Below are 21270 nucleotides of genomic sequence, written 5' to 3' on the forward strand. Positions count from 1 at the left end.
GTAAAATAGTAATGGAAATTATCCTCTATACCATACTTGTATTTACTCTTTTATGTATGCTAGTTGTGTTTAGATATCGACTAGTATACTCGCAAAAAATAGAAGGCGAATCTGAAGTTCTATATAAAATGATCGATTTGGGTCAGGACGATTTTTTGAGATATTCTTTCGAATCATTATTGGGGAAAAAGAGAATATTCTTAAAAGATGATTTTAAAGATATTACATACCTATACATAAATAAAATTGACTTTAGTAAACTTCATCCCGAAAGCCCAATAACGATGAAACAAAAGAATTATACTATCAAATTTAAGTTTGAAACAAAACGCTTAGTTTTTGGTGGGGTAGGTTTAGCTAAGATTATTTCTTATGAAGAAATCTCTAAAGAACCAGCAGTGCTGAAATCTTAATAGCAATTATGGAAAGTCTAGTAAATCAGGGCTATATCTAAAGATAAGTGTATATCAAAAAGTTATTAAAATTTGAATGTAATGAATGAAACAAGACAAGAATATCTTAAACGAATTAATTTTGTCTTGGATTTTATTGAAAACAACCTTGATACGGATTTGTCTCTTGAATATTTATCTAAAAAGGCCAATTATTCACCGTTTCATTTTCATAGAGTTTTTTTAGCAGTAGTAAATGAAAGACTCAATGAATTCATTATCAGAAAGCGAATTGAACGTATTGCTTCCATTATTTTAGTAACACCAAATATCCAATTAAAAGATGTAATCTATAGATACGGTTTTAATAGTGATAGCTCATTTTCAAGAGCTTTCAAAAAGTATTATGGCGTTAGCCCCACAAAATTTAGATCTAAGGGAAAAACGATACTTAGCAAGATTGGTATAGAACCTTTTTCATCTGAAAAATACATTTGTTCTATTGATAATAATAAACAATGGATGAAAATGAATGCACAAATAACAATTAAAGAAATTCCGGAACTAAAGCTAGCTAGTATATCTCATATTGGAGAATTTGATGAAATTGGTAATATGTTTCAAAAACTTATGGAATGGGGATATCAAAAAGGCGTATTGCATACTTCAAATTTTAAAGCCATCACGCTATATCATGATAATCCTAATGTTACGGAAACACCAAAAGTAAGATTCAGTACTTGTGTAACGATTAAAGAAGATCTTAGCCCAGAGGAAGAAATTAGACAAATAACTTTAGAAAAGGGAATTTATATAGTTGGGCATTTTGAAATTAAAGCAGAAGAAATTTCAAAAGCCTGGAAAAATATGTGCATTTGGGTCATTGAAAATGGCTATGAATTTAGAGATGGAGATTTTTTTGAAATGTATCATAATGATCATACTTCGCATCCAGAACAAAAGTTTATAGTAGACATATGTATTCCGATAGAAAAAACGGAAAATGTTAGACTAAATAAAGTTGAAGATATTGCTCTATCCGATAATCAAAGTCAAAATAAGCAATCTGCAGAAGTATTAGATTATCATTCTCTAATAGGATTCATGAAAGAAATGAGATCTTTTTTTAGTAAAGAATATGAAACGTATTTTAAGTTAGGGAATGTCTATCAAGGCAGTCCTGATTATTCTTACTTTTCTTTAACCACAGAAGAATTGAAAAAACAAAAACTCAAATTCGTTATTGTTTTAAGCCATAAAAATTTGAATTTCTCCATTTGTTTATCGGGGCAAAATAAAAGTATTCGAAAAAAATATTGGAGACTTTTTAAAGATAGTGACTGGGATAAGTATCACTTAGCAGCATCAATTGATAGTAGTTTATCAATTATGGATCATATCATCATAAAAGAACCGAATTTTAATAATAAGAAAGGTTTGATTAAGAATATTGAACAGGAAACAATGAAGTTTATAAAAGAACTAAATGATATTCTTTTGTTTTGAAGCAATTAGGATATGGCTAAAAACCTATAGGTTTTTATTGATTTGATTATGTTAAAATAATATTTGGTATTTTTAAGTACTCATAACGATACACTTAATGAAATACTTTAAACTTCTCATTTCCTTTGTACTCACCATTGGAATTTTTTACGCATTAAATACACAACTTGGTGCCATTCCACCATTAGGTAAGTTCTTAAATCCTACTTCTGGAATTTGGCAAAACGAAACAAACGAATCCATAAAGGGTGAAGTAATAATACCAGGATTAAAAGATAAGATAACTGTACACTATGATGAATTTATGATTCCTCATGTCTTTGCACAAAACGAAGAAGACTTATACAAAGCTCAAGGCTATTTAACAGCAAAACATCGTTTATGGCAATTAGAGTTTCAAACTCATGCTGCTGCAGGACGCATATCTGAACTTTTTGGAGAAAGAGCGTTGGATTATGATAGATCAGAACGAAGACGTGGTATGGGGTATGGAGCAGAACAAGTAATGGCATACATGGAAAAATACGATACTAAAACTTTAGGTTTTATTCAGAATTATGCTGATGGAGTAAATGCGTATATCGATCAATTAACTCCAGAAAATTATCCTGTTGAATATAAATTGTTGGATTACAAACCAGAAACTTGGACTCCGAAAAAAACAGCTTTGCTATTGATGTATATGACTAAAATGCTTGCGGGGTATGATGATGATTTAGAATATACTAATGTATTACGTCTTGTGGGGAAAGAAAATTTTGAATTACTCTTTCCCGATTTTTTCGATATTACAGAACCGGTTATTCCTAAGGAAACTGATTGGAGTTTTATAGATGTACCGCAGACTAAGTTGCCAGGTAGCCAAGCGGTATTAGATACAATTGCAGAAACCATTGAAAAGCCACATCCTGATAATGGAAGTAATAATTGGGCAGTTTCTGGGGCAAGATCGGTTACTGGCAATCCAATATTAGCCAATGACCCACATTTAGGTCTTAAATTGCCTTCGATATGGTTTGTAATGCAATTAAGCACACCAGATCATAATGCTTTTGGAGCAACCATTCCAGGAGCATTGGGAGTTATTTCTGGGTTTAACCAGTATATCGCTTGGGGAGAAACTAATGCCACAAGAGATGTTATTGATTGGTATAAAATTGAGTTTAACGAGGATCGAACGAAATACAAATATGATAACCAATGGAAAGATGTTTCGGTAAGGGTAGAAGATATTAAAATAAAAGGTAAAGAAAGTTATAAAGATTCTATATTGTATACACATCACGGACCTGTAGTTTATGATAAAAACTTTAAATCTGAGAATCAGCGTTCGGGTTATGCTATGCGTTGGATAGCACACGATGGAAGTAATAATCAAAAAACATTTATAGAACTTAATAAGGCAAAAAATTATGATGAGTATGTTAATGCTTTACAGTATTGGAATGCGCCTGCTCAGAATTTTGTATTTGCCTCAACAGAAGGCGATATAGCACTATGGATACAAGGAAAATTTGCGAATAAATGGGAAGGACAGGGAAAATTTTTAATGGATGGGAGTAATCCTGAAAATGAATGGCAATCTTTTATTCCACAGAAATTCAATGCCCATACCAAAAACCCAGAACGTGGTTTTGTGAGTTCTGCCAATCAACATCCTGTAGATGAAAACTATCCTTATTACGTGTTTAATGATGGTTATGAAACCTACAGAAACCGAGTGATTAATGATTTTTTTAATTCAAAAGAGAAATTTAGTGTACAAGATTTTAAGAATCTTCATAACAATAATTACAACCTCAAGGCTGCAGAATTAGTTCCACATATGTTAGAACATATGGAAACCTCATCCTTATCTGCTGATGAAAAAGCTATTTACGAAGAAATTAAAGCCTGGAATTTTAATAATGATATTAACGAAGTTGGTCCAAGTATCTGGAGGCAATGGTATGGTAAATTATATAGAATGCTTTGGGACGAATTAGATGTAGAAGATATAGCATTGACAACTCCTTACACCTATCAAACTATTTATTTGTTAAAGAATTGTGGTAACCATGAATTTATGGATGTCAAAGAAACAGAAGATAAAACAGAGACTTCTAAAGATCTATTTCTATTAGCATTTAAAGAAGCGGCTAAACGTTTGAAGGAAATAAAAGAAGAAGAGGGAGATTATTCATGGGCAAATTATAAGGGTACTTATGCAGGACATTTATTACAAAGCTTACCAGCATTCTCTCGATTCGATATTCCTATTGGTGGTGATCGTAATATTGTAAATGCTACTTCTGAAGATCATGGACCTTCTTGGAGAATGATTGTAGAGATGACTTCTCCACCAACTGCTTTAGGGATATATCCTGGTGGTCAATCAGGAAATCCTGGTAGTAAATACTATGATAATTTTATCGATGACTGGGCTGCCGGAGAATATTACAACCTTAATTTTTTACAATCTGATGAAATTACAAATGCAATCATTGGTACACAAACTTTAATCCCAGCTAATCATGAATAAGAATATTATCAATTTTATAGTTACCATCATATTAGGATTCATATTATCTCTTTTTTTACCATGGTGGTCGGTAATGGTTGCAGCTTTGATTACATCTATAACTATACCTTTAAAAAAGATAGCTGTTTTTTTTGTTCCCTTTTTAGCAATATTAGTATTCTGGGCGGTTTATTGTTTCATATTAAGTAATGCGAATGATTTTACCTTAGCAAAAAGAATAGCTCAGTTGTTACAAATAGGAGGTAATCCATATCTATTGATTTTGGTTACTGGAATAATTGGAGGATTAGCAGCTGGTTTTAGTGCTATTTTTGGTAAACAGATCATTACGTTTAATAAGAACTAGTAAATCTATCTAGAGTTTTTTTACCGTTGTTCTTAAAATAAAGCTTACCCCTTTTGAATAATCTTACTTTATTAATTTGATCATAAACCGGATCACTGAATGTAAATTTGAATTGAAGCAAGCCTAAAAAATATACAAGATTCGAAATTTAGTATAAATAGTTAGCGTCTTGTCACACCTATCTTTGTAGTATTCTTTTAAGTAAAAAAACTAGAAAATGAATACAAAAGAATTTGGTAGAAATGGGTGGACTCCTGATAGAATTAAAAGTTTAAGCGGCAAAACTTATGTCATAACAGGTACCACGAGTGGTACTGGGTATGAAGCTGCGAGAATATTGCTGTCAAAAGGAGCAAAAGTTGTAATGCTGAACCGAAATCCGCAAAAATCAGAGGATACTATTGCAACTTTAAAGCAAGAATTGGGGGATTTTATAGACGTGTCCAATATACAAATTGATTTAGCAAGTCCTTCTTCCGTTCGCAATGCAGCTGATGAAGTTTTGAAGACTGTTCCTCATATAGATGCATTACTATGTAATGCTGCAATTGCACAAGTTCCGAAACAAAAGTTAACTGTTGATGGTTTTGAAAGTCAACTTGGTGTAAATCATTATGGTAATTTTTTACTACAAGGATTACTTTACTCACGAATTGAAGAATCCAAAGGACGTATTGTAGTGGTAGGGAGTATGGGGTATAATTTAGGTATTAAAACTATTCAGTTTGATGATATGAATTGGGATAAGAACTACAGCCCTAATGGAGTATATAGTCAAAGTAAATTGGCTCAGATCATGTGTGTTTATGAATTACAAGATCGTTTAAAAAAAGCCAGTAACCCTAATGTTAAGATTTATGCTTGTCATCCAGGTGCTTCTAGAACATCACTAATAAAAACTAATGGTAGTTTACTTACACGTTTCATTTGGCAATTAATGAAACTATCGCCATTAGTACAGTCTGCCGAAAAAGGTGCATATCCAGAATTGATGTGTGCAACGGAACCAAACTTAGATCAAAATGGTTTTTACGGACCTACAGGTAGAAATTATTGGACAGGTCCAGTGGGAGAATGTACATTAGAACCTCATGCAAAAGATAAAACAGTAGCAGAAAAGCTGTGGGAAGTATCAGAAAAAGCAACTAATTTTAAGTGGAATTTTTAAATCTGGAGATATGGAAATTTTAAAAGCATCAATTAATTGGGCAAAAGCTGAAGTTTTTTCATCAGCATTTTTTATTCTTTTTGGTGTCCTATTTTTAATAGCAACTATAGGTTTTTGGCAATTAGGAAAATCTGAGTTTGCTAAGGCTTTTATGGTGCCGACATTAGTCGCAGGAATTTTACTTTTGATTATTGGGTGCGGGTTAGTGTACTCTAATACATCCCGAATTTCAAGTTTTCCTATAGCATATGAGAGTGATGCTTTGGGATTTGTGCAATCGGAAATTACCCGAACAGAAAAAACAATGAAAGAATATCAATTAATAGTTTTTAAAATTATTCCATTGATGATTATAATTGCAGCAATGTTAATTATCTTTATTGATAGACCTAGTTGGAGGATTGGTAGTATGGTAGCCATAGCACTATTAGCAATTATTTTATTGATAGATAGTAATGCTAATGCTAGAATTGAAGCTTACAATAAAGAACTGGTTTCTGCGCAAAAAGAACTAAAAAGCTAAATAGGTACTATGCAGCACTTCAAAACACTTTCAGAATATTTAGGGTATATGGAACTTCCTTCTCCAGAGCATCCTATGTTGAGCGTTTTAATGGCAACAAAAGAAGATTTCCTACCATGCCCAAGAAAGAGTTCTCCACCGATCACTAATGAATGTTATACAATAAGTTTAAAGAAGGTTGTGAAAGGGGACTTGAATTATGGGCGAACAAAATATGATTTTACAAATGGAGCTTTAATTTGTATTGCTCCAAGACAAGTTTTGCAATGGGATAGCAGTGTGGTTTTTGAACAAAAAGGTTTTTCTATAAATTTCCATAAGGATTTTATCAAAGGTACTGAAATAGCCCATCAGATTAAGAAATATGGCTTTTTTTCGTATGCTGTTAATGAAGCTTTACATTTATCTCCAAAAGAAGAAAAACTCATAGAATCTATTGTAGAAAACATTGAAGTAGAGTATCATAATAACCCTGATGCATTTAGTAAAGAGATTATCATTTCGCAATTAAGCACACTTTTAAAATATACTAATCGCTTTTACGAAAGACAATTTCTACATAGAAAAGAACTTTCTAATAGTTTGTTGGAGCAATTTAACCAACAATTATCAGGGTATTTTGAATCAGGACAATTGGAAGAAAAGGGTATACCAAGCATCGAACAATTAGCGGAAAAATTATCTGTGTCACAACGATACCTTAGTGATACGCTTAAAAAAGAAACTGGTAAGACCACTACAGAACACTTACAGTTATATTTAATAGATGAGGCAAAAAATATTTTATTGAAACCTAATAAAAGTATTTCTCAAGTAGCCTATGACTTAGGTTTTGAATATCCCCAATATTTTTCAAGGTTGTTTAAAAAGAAAGAAGGTATGAGCCCATCTGCATATAGAGAAAAGTATAAAATGAATTAATTGGACAAAAAAATTTAATTTATCATTTGAGTCTTCATAAATTTATTTTTAAGTTTAAATACTATAAAATAAATGGCATTGTATCAATGCTTAAGAATTTAAATAGTTTTTCATGAATCRGGAAATGATCAACATCAATGATTGTATTATACTGTTAGAAGAAGCTTCTACAGATAAAATATTGGTTGATTCTTGTTTCTTTGATGAACCTGTGATAGCAATTGCCTTTTATGGTGCAGGAGATGTTGGACTTACAGTAAAATACGACGGAAAAACTAAAGAGTTCCATCATACAAAAGGAATGGTGTTATCCTTTTATGCGGATGAAAAAGTAGAGTTTCAGCATCAAGTTTCGGACCAGAAACCTTTGCAATGTTTAGTAATAGCAACTACCATTRGAAATATGGATAAGTTGCCTAATGGCGAAGGGCAGTTTCTAGAACAATTATTATATCAACTAGTACATCCAAAAGATCATTATGTAGAAGGTCCTGTATTTCATATGAATCCAGAAATGTTTCTGTTAGTAGAACAATTTTTTAGTAATTCCTATGAAGGCAAACTAAAAATGATGTTTTATAAAAGTCATATGACCGCTTTATTATCCCATTATTTTGGAGAATTAGCCAATCAGCAAACCACTAAAATAGATGCTTCCCAACTTGAGAAAATCAATCTAGCTCAAGAAATTTTAATAGCTGATTTAGAAAATCCACCTTCATTAACGGAGTTGGCGCATAAGATTGGAACGAATACGAATAAATTGAAAAAGGAATTCAAAGCTCAATTTGGTGTTCCAGTCTTTAAATATTTACAAAACGAACGTTTAAAGAAAGCTTACAATTTAATCAAGAAAGAACAAAAAACGATTCAGGAAGCAGCTTGGGCTGTTGGCTATGATAGTTTAGGTTCTTTTTCTAATGCCTTCGAAAAAAAGTTTGGTTATAGACCTAGCCAAGTATAGAATTCTTTTCGAATAAATCATAATTCTTTTGGAATAAGTAGCTGGTTTACAGTTGCTATAGATTTGTGTCATAATTTAAAACCAACAATTATGATTAACAACAAATTATTTAGCATTGTATGCGCCATATTGGTTTGGATTTTAGGCGTTAGTTTTTATCTCTTATCATTTTACATACCCATTTTAGAAAATCCAGAATTACAATCCAATATCGTTTTGGTATTAGCAATTATTCCGAGTGCTTGTTTAGGAACGTATTGGTTCTATACCAATGGATATATGAAACCAGCAGTTCTAGCATTAACCTTTGTAATTGTAGCGACTGTATTAGATGTATTCATCACAGTTCCTGTATTTATAATGACTTATGGAGGTAGTTATTCAGAGTTTTTTGGAGATCCTATGTTTTATACCATTTTAGTTGAATTCTATTTCATTGTATGGTATTACGGAAGTTATTTGACCAAAAAAACCGCAACATTAAATAAGTTATAATAAGATGAAAACCTATGTTTTATTTATAACGGTTGTATTGAATGCACTTTCTGCTGGATTTTTCTTTTCGTGGTCAGTTTCTGTGATTTTAGGAACAAAAAAAGTTAGTGATTTTACATACTTGGAAACCATGCAGCATATCAACAGAGAAATCCTGAATCCAGTATTCTTTATAGTATTTATTGGCAGCTTAATTACATTGATGATAACTACATTCATGTATTTTAATATAAAACCAATCTTCTGGTTTGTGTTGGCTTCAACAATAGTATATCTAATAGGAACCTTTGGAATTACTGCTTTTGGAAATGTCCCTTTAAACAATCAATTAGATGCATTGGATATTGCAAAACTAAGCACATTAGAACTAAAGAATTTTAGAGGATATTATGAACGTTCCTGGAATTATTACCACAATATCCGAACGGTTTCAGGACTGATTTCATTTATCCTTTTACTGATAGCAACATTTATTCAAAAATTATTTTAAACAACAACGTATGAAAACAAATATTTTAGTGATCGGAGCAACCGGTAAGACTGGTAGCCGAGTAGTAGAGCAATTAAGAAAAAAAGGAATTGAACCTAGAATTGGTTCCAGAAAAGCTTCACCAAGTTTTGATTGGGATGATAAAGAAACTTGGGTAAAAGCCTTAAATGGTATCGAAAGAATGTATGTGACTTATTATCCGGATCTCGCGGTTCCAGGAGCAAAAGAAGCTATACAAAGTTTAACCTATTTGGCAAAAGAAATGGGAGTTAAAAAAATGGTATTGCTGTCTGGAAAAGGTGAAACTGAGGCTGAAGCTTGCGAACAAATTGTAATAAATTCAGGGATGGATTACACCATTGTAAGAGCTTCTTGGTTTAACCAGAATTGGAGTGAGAGTTTCTTTTTAGAGCCGATTATATCGGGTGAAGTAGCTTTGCCTCTGTCGGATGTTTTAATTCCATTTGTAGATGCAAATGATATTGCAGAAGTAGCATCAACCGTTTTACTAGATGATAGCTACAACGGAGAAATTATTGAGGTAACGGGTCCAGAATTGATTACTTTTAGAGATATCGTTACTATGATTTCAGAAACAACCAATAGAAATCTAAACCTTTACAACATCTCCTTAGAAGAGTACACTGCTGGGATGAAAGAAATGCAGGTGCCAGATGATGTCATTTGGTTAATAGAGTATTTATTTAGTCATGTTTTAACCAATCCAGAAAATCAAAAAGTAGTTAATGATATCCAGAGAGTTTTGGGAAGAAAAGCCAAAACATTTTTGGCATATGCTCAAGAAACTGCCAAAACAGGAATTTGGAATCAAGTAGCGACTGTATAATTCTATTTGAAGTAAGGTTTTGAGGTTTATTTTTAAATAAAATAGGTTTTAATGTAGCAAAAGACTGGATGATTTCCAGTCTTTTCTTTGCTGTATATTCTTAGCTTAATAAGATATTCCAATAGTCTGATTTGCCATAGATAGATTATTAGCATTCTCGAGTAAAAAATGTGCAAGATCTGCTCTAGAAAGATCTTTATCATCTTCAAACCAACCTTGATCTGTAACACGATACTTTTTAGTTAATTTACCATTGGTGAGATAAGGAGGTCTTACTATAGTAACATCGATATTAGAGGTTGTCATGATTTGCTCCATTATTCTCATATCATCGTACATTTTGTTTAGGAAAATTGGTTTTAGTAAGTATTTAAAAARCCAAGGTTCTCCTGGAGATTCAATAACTCCTCCAGACGTAATAGTAATTAGTCTTTTTATATGATTTTCATTAGCCAATTTTACGAGTGCATTGGCTGTTCTTTCATATAAGGCATTAGGTTTTCTAGCTTGTAAAATTCCAGGAATACCAACTAGTGAGATCACTACATCAAAGTTTTTTACATGTTCTTTTAAAACTTGAGTATCATCAATGGAAGCTTTAATGATCTTTAAGTTTGGAAATTCATTTCCTAATTTTTCCGGGCTTCTTACTACAGCAGTAATATCAAAATTGTAATTTTTACTTTGTCTTAAAAATTCTAAACCTGTTCCTCCTGTAGCACCAAATAACGCAATTTTCATTTTTCTTATTTTTAGGATTACTAATTTTTTTCTTTGAATTATGATCCAAAGATATGCCGAGAATAATCCAAGGTTTAGGTAGATAATTCGCTTATTCAGGTAGATATTTCTCCTTGAAATAAATATTTTAAGAATCTAACGATTTGATATATGACTTTGGAGAATGATTAGTGTTTCTTTTGAAGTATTTACTAAAGTTGGATGGGTCATCAAATTGTAGTTTATAGGCTACATCCGAAATAGATAATGATGAATTTTGCAATAAAGCTTTTGCTTCTAAAATAATAGCTTTGTTAATCCAAAAGGAAGGAGAATGTCCAGTTTTGTTTTTCACTACTTTGGATAGATGTTTCGCAGTGATATGCATTTGATCAGCATAAAATTGAACCGAACGCTCCTCAATAAAATTAGCATTTATTAAACTTTTGAATTTTTCTACCGTGGTTACGAATGAATCTTTTCTAATAGATAATTCTTCTGTAGCTTGATTATAAATATTGGCAATTTTGAATAACAACGTTATAATTCCATATCTAATAATTTCTCTTTTATGAATAGTATTGCTTTTGTTTACATGGAGCAAATCATCAAAGGCTGGTCTCAATATAGTATAGTCTTCTTCAGAGATTTGAAGAACATGAGTAGCATCTTGTTTAAAAAACAGAAATTTCTGAAATATTGAATTGTTTCCGAGATGTTCTAAAAGAAAGGATTCTTTGAAAAAAAATGTATAACAGGAAATTTTAGAACTTTTCATAGTCCATTGTCTAATCACAGAAGGACTCATCATTATTAAAGAAGGAGCCGTTACTTCATATTCTTTCAAATCGGCTATTAAATTACTCTCACCTTTATAGAACAAACTAAAACCGAATAGTTCGGATCTATAAGGTTCTGTAGGTACTCTTAAATTTTCATGAGTTTGTGGTAAATAAAAATCTCTCATTAGACTTTTATCTGCAAAAGTTTCCTTTAATTTTTCTAATGAAAATCGTTCTATCATCGGTTTTCAGTTCAAATAAATGTGCTATTCTTATAGAAGAATCAACAAGTTAATTTTTTAAAATGAAAGATCTATTATTTTAATACAATTATTAACGTCTTATATTTATTTCATAAATTTTAGCAGCCGAGTAACATTTTATAGCTCTTTAATACTGATAAGATGAAATATTCATCTAAAGTCTAGGTCATGAGAAACATACTAGTTGTATTATTTATTTTATTCTTGATTGTTGGTTGTCATAAAAAAGATGATCGAATAGAAAAGGTGCATATGTATTATGAAGCCTTTAATACCTCAGATTATAATCAGGTAATGGAACTAATTACAGATAGTATTACGATTATTGAAGGGGATTATATCATGGGATACACGCATCCTACTTTTCATGAACATTTTAAATGGGATTCTGTTTTTCGACCAACAAATAAAGTAATAGATATACAAGAATCAGGAAGTGATATTATTGCAACTGTAGAAGTTCATTCACCGAGATTTAAGTTTTTAAAAAATAACCCGTTGACATGTAAACATAAAATATCTTTTGAAGGTAATAAGCTTACCAAATTTGAAAATTTAGATTGTATCGATGCGGATTGGTCAATATGGGAAAAGGAAAGAGACTCTTTAGTAAGTTGGATTAAAATAAACCATCCTGAACTTGATGGATTTATTTATGATTTAACAATGAATGGAGCTATCAATTATCTTAAAGCAATAGCATTGTATGAAGAAAGTATTAAAGAATAGTCTTTATTTTTTGTGTATTGCCTTATTTATTTTGGGATGTACAAAACCAAAATCTTTACTAGAGAGAACTAAGAATTTTCAAGTTTCCGAATGTAAACAGGATTGTGGAGTTGATTCTATGGGAGTACGATTGAATAAAATTAGAAATGGGGATTTATATGTAAGATTAGGACATATTGTGAATTGTTCTTGGAAACAAGGGTATCTAAGAGACATGATATATGATTCAGATACTTTAGTGTTAGAATTAGATCGACCACATGACATCGATACAGTGAGAATCGATAGTACGAAAAACAATGTTTTTTATGAGATAGAAACTTCTTACACTTTAGCCGATTGTGATTGTTTTTTCTTTTTTGAATTTACTGTTGAAGATTTTGAAACTACTCCTAAATCTATCCGTATTTTAGATAATTTTAAAAAAGGAAAGTATTGGGATGAACGAGATATAATTGAAGAGGTAGAAGATGTAGAAGAGGAGTTCTGATCAAATTTGTTTTATAAATTGAATTTAAAAGAATCAATTATTGAATCCTATAACAAAAGTTAAGAAAACAATAAAACCACTTTAAGAGTATTTTTATCTTTATTTTTACCACTTACACATCATATTTCAAACTCAACACACTATGAAAAAAGTACTATTATTCATTGTCAGTACCTTTCTTTTTATTTCTTGCCAACCATCTAAAGAAACAGCAGATTTGCTTGTTTTTAATGCGAATGTTTATACGGTAGATGATATCAAACCTAAGGTAGAGGCTTTTGCTATTACAAATGGTAAGTTTGTTGCTGTGGGTAGCTTAGAAGAACTAAATAAGTTATATACTTTCACAGATTCTGTTAATGCGCAAGGAAAAACTATCCTTCCAGGATTAATTGACGCACATTGTCATTTTTATGGATTAGGACTACAACAACAAAAGGTAAATCTTATTGGTACTACTAGTTATGAAGAAGTTTTAAATCGTATTATAGCTTTTCAGAAAGAGAAAAAAGTACCATTTATTACAGGTCGTGGTTGGGATCAAAATGATTGGGAAGTAAAAGAATTTCCAACAAAGGAAAAACTTGATAGTCTTTTCCCGGAAACACCGGTGGCGATTACTAGAGTAGATGGACATGCAATGTTAGCAAATCAGGCTGCTTTAGATTTAGCGAAGATCACATTAGATACAAAAATTGCTGGTGGAGAAATTATCCAAAAAGAAGGTAAACTAACTGGAGTATTAATCGATAATCCGATGGAGTTGGTGGAAGCTATTTTTCCACAACCAACCATTGCAGAACAAGTAACTGCTTTAAAAGATGCTGAGAAAATTAACTTTAGTTATGGGTTAACGACGGTAGATGATGCAGGATTAAGTCCGCAAGTGATTTCTGTAATTGATAGTTTACAAAAAACGGAAGATTTAAAAATCAGGATGTATACGATGGTTAGTAATGTACCAGAATATGTGGAATATTACTTAAAAAAGGGAGTTTATAAAACTGAAAAACTTAATGTGTCTTCTTTTAAAGTATATGCTGATGGGGCATTAGGATCTAGAGGAGCAGTACTTAAAAAACCATATTCTGATAAACATGATCATTATGGAGCTATGGTAATCGGGACTAAAGAATTTAAAGAATTAGCCCAAAAACTAGCCGCTTCTCCTTTTCAGATGAATACTCATGCTATTGGAGATTCTGCTAATGCGGTTGTAATGAATACATATTATGATGTGTTAAAAAATAAAAGTGACAGAAGATGGCGCGTAGAACATGCACAAGTAGTAGCTCCTGAAGAGTTTAAAATTCTTAACGATAATCTGGTAATGAGTGTACAACCCACGCATGCCACTAGTGATATGTATTGGGCAGATGAACGATTGGGTGAAGTACGAATTAAGGGAGCCTATGCATATAAACAATTGCTTAACAAAACTGGTAAATTGGCATTAGGAACGGATTATCCTGTAGAAAACGTGAGTCCGTTTTATACGTTTTATGCAGCAGTAGCTCGCAAAGATTTAAAACAATATCCAGAAGGTGGTTTTCAGAAAGAAGATGCACTCACCCGAGAAGAAACTCTAAAAGGAATGACGATTTGGGCCGCCTACAGTAATTTTGAAGAAAATGAAAAAGGAAGTATTACCGTTGGTAAGTTTGCAGATTTTGTAATTCTGGAAGAAAATATCATGGAAGTGAATGAAGATAAAATTCCGAATATTAAGGTAAATGCGACATACTTAGGAGGAGAAAAGGTATATTAAAACCTATTTTCCTCCATTTGCTCTTAAATCAGCAAGGCATATTGGACATAAAGTTGGAACACCATTTCCCATGAGATCCATCATTCCACTTTCAAATTCAATGGCTGCTCGCATTAAACAATTTTCAGAACTACAATGCCCTAGCGATAAACTATCTTCGTGAGGTGATTGTAATGGGGTTCCGATGTTTACTAATCCTAGCAAATGAGAAAATTCATGATTCAAAGTGGCAGCTTCTATGGTTGATAACATTGGCGCAAGAGGATTACTACTCAACTCACGAAGGGTTTTCTCATATATAACTATAGAAGTATTGAGATAAGCTGATCCTAATATTACCTTGGAATTATTATCGGTTTCATTACTGCCATCTGCAAAATAGATATACACTGTAATTTCATCACCTTCATTAAACAAGGTTCTTTCTACAGTTTCAATTTGTCTTATTTTACTAATATTAAAAGGAGCTAAACCAGAAGAAGGTACTGTACGCTGATTAATGGTAATTCCATCAGGTTTATTCAATCGATCTTCCAAAAAGTTTCTAAATGAGTTTATTGCAGTAGTAGTAGGTGCAAATCCTTCTACGGAAATAATTTCTACAGTTAATCCTCTAAAATTTGTATCACTTAATAAATCATTCGCGGAAGTTCCTAGTGCTTTTGTATTACCAGTTTCGGTATCAAGTACAAAATTATTTTCATCATCATCAGAACATCCAACGACTAAAAATGATACGAAGAAAAGAATGCTTAAGAATTTTGTAATTTGCATAAAAAATTGGTTTTCCAGAGGTAGTTAGTAAATAAACGAATTTATGAGATATTTAGTTTTTGTTTTAACGTTATTTTTAACAGTTACGGCAAATTTTGCACAAAGATCATACCATGAAGACGCCATGAGATATTTTTCTTTGAACGGTACTGAACAGCAGTATGATGAGGCGATTGATCAAATGTTTATACTGCTGAAACAGCAATATAGTGGGCAACAGATTCCGGAAAATGTTTGGAAAGAGATAAAAGTAGACAAGAAAAAGTCCATAAATGACATTAAATCGTTATTAGTATCTGCATATCGAAGTAATTTTACTCATGAAGATATTAAGCAATTAATTGGTTTTTATGAATCAGAAACTGGACAACAAATGGTAAAAGATAGATCCCAGCTTAATGATCGTCAAAAAGTGGAGTTATCGAATTTTTTCACTTCTGAAGTTGGGCAAAAAGTACAAAATCAAAGCAATTCCTTACGAACAATGGTAGCAGAAGTAAGTGAGCAATGGAGTAGGGATTTATATGAGCAAACCGTAAAAAAGTTGAAATCTAAAGGGTATCAATTGCCTTAGTTAATTTTGCTAAATAGTCATTGTTTTCTCCTTGTGTAACAAGCTCACAAAGAAATCCATTTGCATTAGCAGCGTTTTGTAAGGTGTTGTAATCGATATATAACCAATCAAACCAGTTTGATTCCAAATTCTTATATTTCAATTGATATTGCATTTCTCCATAATAACCTTTAGAGGTATCTACCCAAAAACTACCATCTTCGTCTGCAAATAAATAAGAGATATCTGAGGAGTCCATAAGGATCTGCCCACCAGGTTTTAGTAATTTTTTTAAATGCGTAAAGAACAAATCGATATCATGTAATTTTCCGATAATTCCGCTTCCATTCATTAAAAACAACAGTGTGTCATATTGTTTCGTTTCTAATTTTAAAATATCCTGAACCGAAGCATTAGCAACTCCTCTTTTTCTACAAATCTCTATCGCTCCTTTAGAGATATCTATGGAATGGACTTCCAACTTTCTATAATCCTGAAGAAATAAACTATGACTTCCAGCACCACAACCTACATCTAGCACTTCTCCATAAGCAAGATCTAATGCTTTTTGCTCTAGTATTGGCATTTCTTCATAGGATCTAAACAAATAAGGAATTGGTATGATATCATCGTCAAAGTCTGGAGCTTTTACTACAATGTCTTCTTTATATTGATTTTGATAAAAATCTTTGATCGCTTCTCCAAAAATATCTTTGCTCATGATTATAGTTCTCAATTCAAAATTCGTTGTTCATAATTTGTAATTTTGCACTATGCAAGAATTCATAGATCAATTACCAGAACTGGCCAAAGATAAGCAGAACGAGAATAAAAAGTATTTTGCGAAACTGAAAAAGAAACCACCAAAACATTTAGATCAGTTTATGCAGGAATTGCATGATGAAGAGTTTCAAAAAACGGATTGTTTAGAGTGTGCCAATTGTTGTAAAACTACAGGTCCACTTTTTACGGATATTGATGTGGATAGAATCGCCAAGCATCTAAAAATGAAATCGTATCAGTTCGAGGAACAGTATCTTAGAAAAGATGAAGATGGAGATTTTGTATTGAAACAAACACCATGTGCTTTTTTAGCCCATGATAATTATTGTTTGATTTATGATGTGCGACCCAAAGCCTGTAAAGAGTTCCCTCATACAGATCGCAAAAAGTTTTATCAGATTTCTAATTTAACAATGCATAACGTAGCGATTTGCCCTGCTGCTTACAACATTGTCGAAAAGATGAAAGCGACAATGCCTTTAGAACACAAGAGTAATAAACGAACTTAACGTAAAACTGTAGATAATTATTATTGTTTTTTAGTAACTATAATCTTAATGTATTCATCATATTCAAATTCTTTTAGTTGAATTTGATAATTCTTCCAAAAGACAAATCGATCATTATTTTGTGAAGTTGCGGAAACTATCATTCCATTTTCTTGTTCTATTGTTCTGGTATATTCGAAAGAATTTAATTCTTCCTCAGATTTTAAATGATCATTACTATATGTGGATAATAGTCTTTCTGTTTGATCATTGTGGATGGATAAAACGAGATATGCAGAAGCTTTCGTGAACGTACGATCTACCGAGTGTTTATGAGAGAATGATTCTAAGGAGATACATAGATCATCTTCTAAGATTACTTTTTTCTTGAGCTTTATTTTAATAATTGATCCGTATTTCTTTTTTGTAGGTTCGGTTTCCATTGATTGATTTTGTGAATACGAAAAATAGCTAAAGAGTAATATAAGTATTTGAAGATTTATTCTGAGCATTATCTTCTATTCTAATTATATGTTTCTTCAAAATAATCTTCATCCAGAATGTACTCTGCGATTACTCTTAGTAAAACTTGTCCCATTTCTAAGTTTTGTGCTTCTTCAATAAGCACAGCTTCACAATCTCCATGAGATACAAAATACAGCGTAGGCTCTCCTAATTGGTTAATTTTTCCTGGATGTGCAATAACCCAATTTTGTCCGTAATCAATAATTCCTTCGGTATCTTCAATACCATAACCGTTATCTTTTAAGGAAGTAATGAATTCTTCATTTTCCTCTTCAGCTTCTTCTAAAAAGTAATATTCCCAACTTTGTTCGATTGCAGATCCTCCTTCTTGAATTCCATTAAATCCAAGATATCCTCCACCTAATGATTCCCAAGATATTCCGTTATGAACTTTTGAAACTTCAATCCAAGATTTTGGACCTTTTTCAGTTTCAAATGGTGCATTGCATTCTAATACCACTTCTTCATCATACGCTTCGCTTCTAAAGGTAAGTAATAGCTTATTACTATCAATTTCTGCTTTTAAAAATTGAGCGATGATAAGATCTAGGATTTTTTCATCTTCTTTGTTTTTGATCATAAAACTTAGATGCTCTCGTATTATATTTTTATCCTGTTTATCGATAAGATGTTGCCACATAATGCTGTATTTTAATTAATTGTATTAAAATTAAATGTTGATATTAAAATATTATATTGGAAGTTTAGCCATGATATCAAGTACCTCTGGATGATCAGGATCCAATTGTAAGGCTTTTTTTCCATTATATTGTGCGTTTTTATATTTCCCTGAGTCAAAGTAGAATCTAGTTAGAATTCCATAATTCTGGGCAGAAGGTTCTATATCTATACATTTCTTCATCAATTTGATAGATTTTTTGAAGTTACCTTGACTTGCTGGATATCCACTGTAACCTCTCATTCCGTTGGTATATGCTGAATCCACTAGATAAGAAAGTTGTACGAAAAACTCACCTCGTTTCGGCATGATGTTAGCAACTTGAGTAATCATTCCCATATTATTGTAGGGGTTTGGATTTGTTGGGTCGACTAACATAGCTTCATAAAATTTCTTTGCAGCAGCATCAAAATTTCCTTGACCAAATAAGGCATTTCCTTCCTGTTTAATTTGTTCGGATTGTTCACGATCAGGACTTGTTTTTATAATAATCAGCTCATCTAGTTTGTTTGCAACGCGTGTTAGCTTATGTTCTCTTTTCGTACTTAACAGCAGGATTTCCATTGTAGAAAGGTCTTTTCCCGTATTCGTATTTAGAAATAACACACCATCAATTGGATGAAAAGGACCTTTATGTGCTTCTTTACCGATAAAAGCGAACGGAATTAAATCGTTTTGGTTCCAGAACCAGAATGATAACAATCCATCTCTTAAAAATTGATCTTGCCCATCTACCCAAACTATATCTGCTGAAGATATATTGATTTCACATAGTTCAGAGATATATGAAACTATGGAATATCGCAATGATTTTCCAATGGCAAAAAAATCAAAAAAGAATATAGGTTGGTTACCTGAAATACCTTGCCAATCATTGTTTTTAGAGATTTCGATTCGATGAGGTCCAATATGTTCTCTGAATGATTTGGACAACTTTCTTAATTTTTTTATATCCTTCATATTTTTAATAAATGTTAATTTGTCTGACAATTAAAATCAATGATAAAATTTCCAAACTCCGTTTTTACGGCCAATAATATCTTTAAACCCTATATTGGATTCATTTTCATTAGAAGTACAAAATAATGGACTGTCATCTGCTCTTGTTACTCTAAATAGTTTACCATTTGCAATAGGAGTTAATTTGATGGAGATTGAATTAATATCATCAAATGTATTTTGATCAGTAAAAACCATTTTCAGACCTTCGGTCCATTGATTAATGAGTTCTTGTTTGGAAGTTTCAGGTTTGGATAAGGCCTCATATCCTATAATGGGATCTGCAGCAGCAGCCATTTCTTCAACGTTGCTTTGTTGCATGGTTTTATAAAATGATTTTGCAAATGCAATAGCTTCTTTCTTACTACTTTCATTGGTGATTAGATCGGTTTCCATCCATGACCACTTTTGTCTGTTTGGAGATAGTTTTATCTTTTTATGAACAGGAGTGTCATCATTTTCAATTTCAATTTTCACTAATGTTTCTCCATTATTTTCTCCCGTAATATCACCTTTCTTATACCTTGCCAAGCGAATAGTTGCGGATCCTTTTTTAGACAAAGGATATACTGATAATGTATTGATATCTGGGATTGCATAAAAATTGGCAAAGGTAAAAGCATTACCAGAGCCATCTTCATTCTTAATTAATAATTCGCAAACAGGAATATCGTTTAATCGTACCTTGACATTACTGCCTTTTTCACCATATATTTCCACACACAAAAACTTTTTTGTTTCTTCCTGATTTATGGATTTATCTACATGATTTTTATCTTGGGGAAATACGAAAGTGCTAAAACCAACTATCATTAAACATATAAGCTTTAGGTTACTACTTATGGTGGTTATATTTTTGGTTTTCATTTTTCAGTTGGTTATTTCGATAAATTTTTCTTGATGCACAGTATCATCTGGTAGGATTGGAATTGGTTCATAATGACCATTTATAAATGAAATTATTTCTCCGGTTTTTTTATCTATTTCTTCTTCACTAAACACTCCACCTAAATAGGGTTCTCTTGAAGAAAAATATACTAAATAACTATTTTCTGTTTCTTTAATGATGGTAGGCGGATTTGGAATTCCAATATTGAAAATGTCTTTTTTAATACCATCTGGGTTCATGATGGAATGGATCGTCTGTAAGTCAGCTTTGTTAGGATAATAATAGGTAGTATTGGTTTCATCGTTACTTTTACTACTTTTAGAGATCGAACCTGAGGGTAGTTCTACAATGATATCGGAGTAGTAACTTGTGTTCTTGGGAAGATACATTACATTATATCCGAATTGTACTAATATTCTTTTATCACTAGCTTTTACTAAAACAAAATGAAAATCTTTTTCTTGAAAAGATATGTTTTCTTTCTTCTTTAATTGATCTAAGGCTAGTACTATAATATGATTTTTTCCAGATGCAATCAGCTGTTTTATTTCTTCAGTTGGGTTTATGTTTTGTGAATACATTTTGCAGAAACAACATAGGATTAATAAAAAAACTGGTTTCATTATAGATTTTTCCACTTTATTGTTATTAGGAG

General features: G+C 31.8%; 25 protein-coding genes. 16 read left to right on the forward strand and 9 right to left on the reverse strand.

The genetic code is table 11. From position 1 onward, the window contains the following. Window positions 1-11: 11 nt before the first annotated feature. The 11 genes from GBO31_RS05825 to GBO31_RS05875 all read left to right on the forward strand — a co-directional run bounded on the left by GBO31_RS05825 (window position 12) and on the right by GBO31_RS05875 (window position 10173). The gene (locus GBO31_RS05825) at window positions 12-413 is read left to right on the forward strand and encodes a hypothetical protein (protein WP_219007388.1); all 402 of its coding nucleotides are present in this window, start codon (window positions 12-14) and stop codon (window positions 411-413) included. A gap of 81 nt (window positions 414-494) precedes the next feature. Then, the gene (locus tag GBO31_RS05830; protein ID WP_219007389.1) at window positions 495-1898 is read left to right on the forward strand and encodes an AraC family transcriptional regulator; all 1404 of its coding nucleotides are present in this window, start codon (window positions 495-497) and stop codon (window positions 1896-1898) included. A 97-nt stretch (window positions 1899-1995) separates the two neighbouring features. Further along, window positions 1996-4419, forward strand: a complete 2424-nt coding sequence (locus GBO31_RS05835; RefSeq protein ID WP_219007390.1) for a penicillin acylase family protein — start codon at window positions 1996-1998, stop codon at window positions 4417-4419. Further along, entirely contained in the window at window positions 4412-4765 is a 354-nt protein-coding gene (locus tag GBO31_RS05840) for a hypothetical protein (protein ID WP_219007391.1), read from the forward strand. Before GBO31_RS05835 ends, GBO31_RS05840 begins: the two co-directional genes overlap by 8 nt. 217 nt (window positions 4766-4982) lie before the next feature. Then, window positions 4983-5933, forward strand: coding sequence for an SDR family oxidoreductase (locus tag GBO31_RS05845; RefSeq protein WP_219007392.1), 951 nt, complete (start codon window positions 4983-4985; stop codon window positions 5931-5933). Window positions 5934-5943: 10 nt separating this feature from the next. Next, entirely contained in the window at window positions 5944-6456 is a 513-nt protein-coding gene (locus tag GBO31_RS05850; protein ID WP_219007393.1) for a hypothetical protein, read from the forward strand. A 9-nt stretch (window positions 6457-6465) separates the two neighbouring features. Then, a complete protein-coding gene (locus tag GBO31_RS05855; protein ID WP_219007394.1) occupies window positions 6466-7377 on the forward strand; it encodes a helix-turn-helix domain-containing protein in 912 nt (303 codons plus the stop codon). A 112-nt stretch (window positions 7378-7489) separates the two neighbouring features. Next, window positions 7490-8341: a helix-turn-helix domain-containing protein gene (locus GBO31_RS05860; RefSeq protein ID WP_219007395.1), complete on the forward strand. Its 852-nt coding sequence runs from the start codon at window positions 7490-7492 to the stop codon at window positions 8339-8341. Window positions 8342-8431: 90 nt separating this feature from the next. After that, entirely contained in the window at window positions 8432-8836 is a 405-nt protein-coding gene (locus GBO31_RS05865; RefSeq protein ID WP_219007396.1) for a hypothetical protein, read from the forward strand. Window positions 8837-8840: 4 nt separating this feature from the next. Further along, on the forward strand, window positions 8841-9326 hold the full coding sequence (locus tag GBO31_RS05870; RefSeq protein WP_219007397.1) for a DUF1772 domain-containing protein: 486 nt from the start codon (window positions 8841-8843) through the stop codon (window positions 9324-9326). A 10-nt stretch (window positions 9327-9336) separates the two neighbouring features. Then, complete coding sequence (locus tag GBO31_RS05875) at window positions 9337-10173, forward strand: SDR family oxidoreductase (RefSeq protein WP_219007398.1); 837 nt, start codon at window positions 9337-9339, stop codon at window positions 10171-10173. 105 nt (window positions 10174-10278) lie between these two features. Here GBO31_RS05875 and GBO31_RS05880 read toward each other — a convergent pair whose 3' ends face one another. Both GBO31_RS05880 and GBO31_RS05885 read right to left on the reverse strand, forming a co-directional pair. Continuing rightward, window positions 10279-10914 (reverse strand): NAD(P)-dependent oxidoreductase, encoded by a 636-nt coding sequence (locus tag GBO31_RS05880; RefSeq protein WP_219007399.1) that lies wholly within the window; start codon window positions 10912-10914, stop codon window positions 10279-10281. Between the two features lie 127 nt (window positions 10915-11041). Next, entirely contained in the window at window positions 11042-11917 is an 876-nt protein-coding gene (locus GBO31_RS05885) for a helix-turn-helix domain-containing protein (RefSeq protein WP_219007400.1), read from the reverse strand. A gap of 189 nt (window positions 11918-12106) precedes the next feature. Between GBO31_RS05885 and GBO31_RS05890 the strand changes: the two genes are divergently transcribed. The 3 genes from GBO31_RS05890 to GBO31_RS05900 all read left to right on the forward strand — a co-directional run bounded on the left by GBO31_RS05890 (window position 12107) and on the right by GBO31_RS05900 (window position 14925). Continuing rightward, window positions 12107-12667, forward strand: coding sequence for a hypothetical protein (locus GBO31_RS05890; RefSeq protein WP_219007401.1), 561 nt, complete (start codon window positions 12107-12109; stop codon window positions 12665-12667). Next, the gene (locus GBO31_RS05895) at window positions 12645-13157 is read left to right on the forward strand and encodes a hypothetical protein (RefSeq protein WP_219007402.1); all 513 of its coding nucleotides are present in this window, start codon (window positions 12645-12647) and stop codon (window positions 13155-13157) included. Before GBO31_RS05890 ends, GBO31_RS05895 begins: the two co-directional genes overlap by 23 nt. 142 nt (window positions 13158-13299) lie before the next feature. Continuing rightward, entirely contained in the window at window positions 13300-14925 is a 1626-nt protein-coding gene (locus GBO31_RS05900) for an amidohydrolase (protein WP_219007403.1), read from the forward strand. Between the two features lie 3 nt (window positions 14926-14928). Here GBO31_RS05900 and GBO31_RS05905 read toward each other — a convergent pair whose 3' ends face one another. Continuing rightward, on the reverse strand, window positions 14929-15699 hold the full coding sequence (locus GBO31_RS05905) for a hypothetical protein (protein WP_219007404.1): 771 nt from the start codon (window positions 15697-15699) through the stop codon (window positions 14929-14931). A gap of 43 nt (window positions 15700-15742) precedes the next feature. On the opposite strand from GBO31_RS05905, the gene GBO31_RS05910 reads away from it, so the two are divergent. After that, on the forward strand, window positions 15743-16273 hold the full coding sequence (locus tag GBO31_RS05910) for a DUF2059 domain-containing protein (RefSeq protein ID WP_219007405.1): 531 nt from the start codon (window positions 15743-15745) through the stop codon (window positions 16271-16273). Here the strand turns inward: GBO31_RS05910 and GBO31_RS05915 are convergent. Then, window positions 16251-16973: a class I SAM-dependent methyltransferase gene (locus tag GBO31_RS05915; RefSeq protein WP_219007406.1), complete on the reverse strand. Its 723-nt coding sequence runs from the start codon at window positions 16971-16973 to the stop codon at window positions 16251-16253. The two genes, GBO31_RS05910 and GBO31_RS05915, sit on opposite strands and share 23 nt — an antisense overlap. Before the next feature lie 52 nt (window positions 16974-17025). Between GBO31_RS05915 and GBO31_RS05920 the strand changes: the two genes are divergently transcribed. Continuing rightward, window positions 17026-17544, forward strand: a complete 519-nt coding sequence (locus GBO31_RS05920) for a YkgJ family cysteine cluster protein (protein ID WP_219007407.1) — start codon at window positions 17026-17028, stop codon at window positions 17542-17544. Between the two features lie 20 nt (window positions 17545-17564). On the opposite strand, the gene GBO31_RS05925 is transcribed toward GBO31_RS05920, so the two are convergent. From GBO31_RS05925 to GBO31_RS05945, 5 genes are all read right to left on the reverse strand, one after another. After that, window positions 17565-17966 (reverse strand): hypothetical protein, encoded by a 402-nt coding sequence (locus tag GBO31_RS05925; RefSeq protein ID WP_219007408.1) that lies wholly within the window; start codon window positions 17964-17966, stop codon window positions 17565-17567. An 80-nt stretch (window positions 17967-18046) separates the two neighbouring features. After that, window positions 18047-18688, reverse strand: coding sequence for a hypothetical protein (locus tag GBO31_RS05930; RefSeq protein WP_219007409.1), 642 nt, complete (start codon window positions 18686-18688; stop codon window positions 18047-18049). A gap of 51 nt (window positions 18689-18739) precedes the next feature. Then, a complete protein-coding gene (locus GBO31_RS05935) occupies window positions 18740-19687 on the reverse strand; it encodes a tetratricopeptide repeat protein (RefSeq protein ID WP_219007410.1) in 948 nt (315 codons plus the stop codon). Window positions 19688-19723: 36 nt separating this feature from the next. Next, window positions 19724-20593: a hypothetical protein gene (locus GBO31_RS05940; protein WP_219007411.1), complete on the reverse strand. Its 870-nt coding sequence runs from the start codon at window positions 20591-20593 to the stop codon at window positions 19724-19726. Between the two features lie 3 nt (window positions 20594-20596). Further along, the gene (locus GBO31_RS05945) at window positions 20597-21196 is read right to left on the reverse strand and encodes a hypothetical protein (RefSeq protein ID WP_219007412.1); all 600 of its coding nucleotides are present in this window, start codon (window positions 21194-21196) and stop codon (window positions 20597-20599) included. Window positions 21197-21270: the final 74 nt, after the last annotated feature.

The sequence above is a fragment of the Aquimarina litoralis genome (genome assembly GCF_019295435.1).
In the GTDB taxonomy this organism is placed as follows: Bacteria; Bacteroidota; Bacteroidia; order Flavobacteriales; family Flavobacteriaceae; genus Aquimarina; species Aquimarina litoralis_A.

Excerpts from the sequence above, each read along its gene's own strand:
- GBO31_RS05890 (WP_219007401.1), top strand. The coding sequence starts at position 12,107 with ATGAGAAACATACTAGTTGTATTATTTATTTTATTCTTGATTGTTGGT.
- GBO31_RS05865 (WP_219007396.1), top strand. The coding sequence starts at position 8,432 with ATGATTAACAACAAATTATTTAGCATTGTATGCGCCATATTGGTTTGG.
- GBO31_RS05835 (WP_219007390.1), top strand. The coding sequence starts at position 1,996 with ATGAAATACTTTAAACTTCTCATTTCCTTTGTACTCACCATTGGAATT.
- GBO31_RS05920 (WP_219007407.1), top strand. The coding sequence starts at position 17,026 with ATGCAAGAATTCATAGATCAATTACCAGAACTGGCCAAAGATAAGCAG.
- GBO31_RS05830 (WP_219007389.1), top strand. The coding sequence starts at position 495 with ATGAATGAAACAAGACAAGAATATCTTAAACGAATTAATTTTGTCTTG.
- GBO31_RS05875 (WP_219007398.1), top strand. The coding sequence starts at position 9,337 with ATGAAAACAAATATTTTAGTGATCGGAGCAACCGGTAAGACTGGTAGC.
- GBO31_RS05915 (WP_219007406.1), bottom strand. The coding sequence starts at position 16,973 with ATGAGCAAAGATATTTTTGGAGAAGCGATCAAAGATTTTTATCAAAAT.
- GBO31_RS05825 (WP_219007388.1), top strand. The coding sequence starts at position 12 with ATGGAAATTATCCTCTATACCATACTTGTATTTACTCTTTTATGTATG.
- GBO31_RS05945 (WP_219007412.1), bottom strand. The coding sequence starts at position 21,196 with ATGTATTCACAAAACATAAACCCAACTGAAGAAATAAAACAGCTGATT.
- GBO31_RS05940 (WP_219007411.1), bottom strand. The coding sequence starts at position 20,593 with ATGAAAACCAAAAATATAACCACCATAAGTAGTAACCTAAAGCTTATA.
- GBO31_RS05925 (WP_219007408.1), bottom strand. The coding sequence starts at position 17,966 with ATGGAAACCGAACCTACAAAAAAGAAATACGGATCAATTATTAAAATA.
- GBO31_RS05845 (WP_219007392.1), top strand. The coding sequence starts at position 4,983 with ATGAATACAAAAGAATTTGGTAGAAATGGGTGGACTCCTGATAGAATT.
- GBO31_RS05855 (WP_219007394.1), top strand. The coding sequence starts at position 6,466 with ATGCAGCACTTCAAAACACTTTCAGAATATTTAGGGTATATGGAACTT.
- GBO31_RS05905 (WP_219007404.1), bottom strand. The coding sequence starts at position 15,699 with ATGCAAATTACAAAATTCTTAAGCATTCTTTTCTTCGTATCATTTTTA.
- GBO31_RS05900 (WP_219007403.1), top strand. The coding sequence starts at position 13,300 with ATGAAAAAAGTACTATTATTCATTGTCAGTACCTTTCTTTTTATTTCT.
- GBO31_RS05895 (WP_219007402.1), top strand. The coding sequence starts at position 12,645 with ATGAAGAAAGTATTAAAGAATAGTCTTTATTTTTTGTGTATTGCCTTA.
- GBO31_RS05935 (WP_219007410.1), bottom strand. The coding sequence starts at position 19,687 with ATGAAGGATATAAAAAAATTAAGAAAGTTGTCCAAATCATTCAGAGAA.
- GBO31_RS05870 (WP_219007397.1), top strand. The coding sequence starts at position 8,841 with ATGAAAACCTATGTTTTATTTATAACGGTTGTATTGAATGCACTTTCT.
- GBO31_RS05840 (WP_219007391.1), top strand. The coding sequence starts at position 4,412 with ATGAATAAGAATATTATCAATTTTATAGTTACCATCATATTAGGATTC.
- GBO31_RS05910 (WP_219007405.1), top strand. The coding sequence starts at position 15,743 with ATGAGATATTTAGTTTTTGTTTTAACGTTATTTTTAACAGTTACGGCA.
- GBO31_RS05850 (WP_219007393.1), top strand. The coding sequence starts at position 5,944 with ATGGAAATTTTAAAAGCATCAATTAATTGGGCAAAAGCTGAAGTTTTT.
- GBO31_RS05885 (WP_219007400.1), bottom strand. The coding sequence starts at position 11,917 with ATGATAGAACGATTTTCATTAGAAAAATTAAAGGAAACTTTTGCAGAT.
- GBO31_RS05930 (WP_219007409.1), bottom strand. The coding sequence starts at position 18,688 with ATGTGGCAACATCTTATCGATAAACAGGATAAAAATATAATACGAGAG.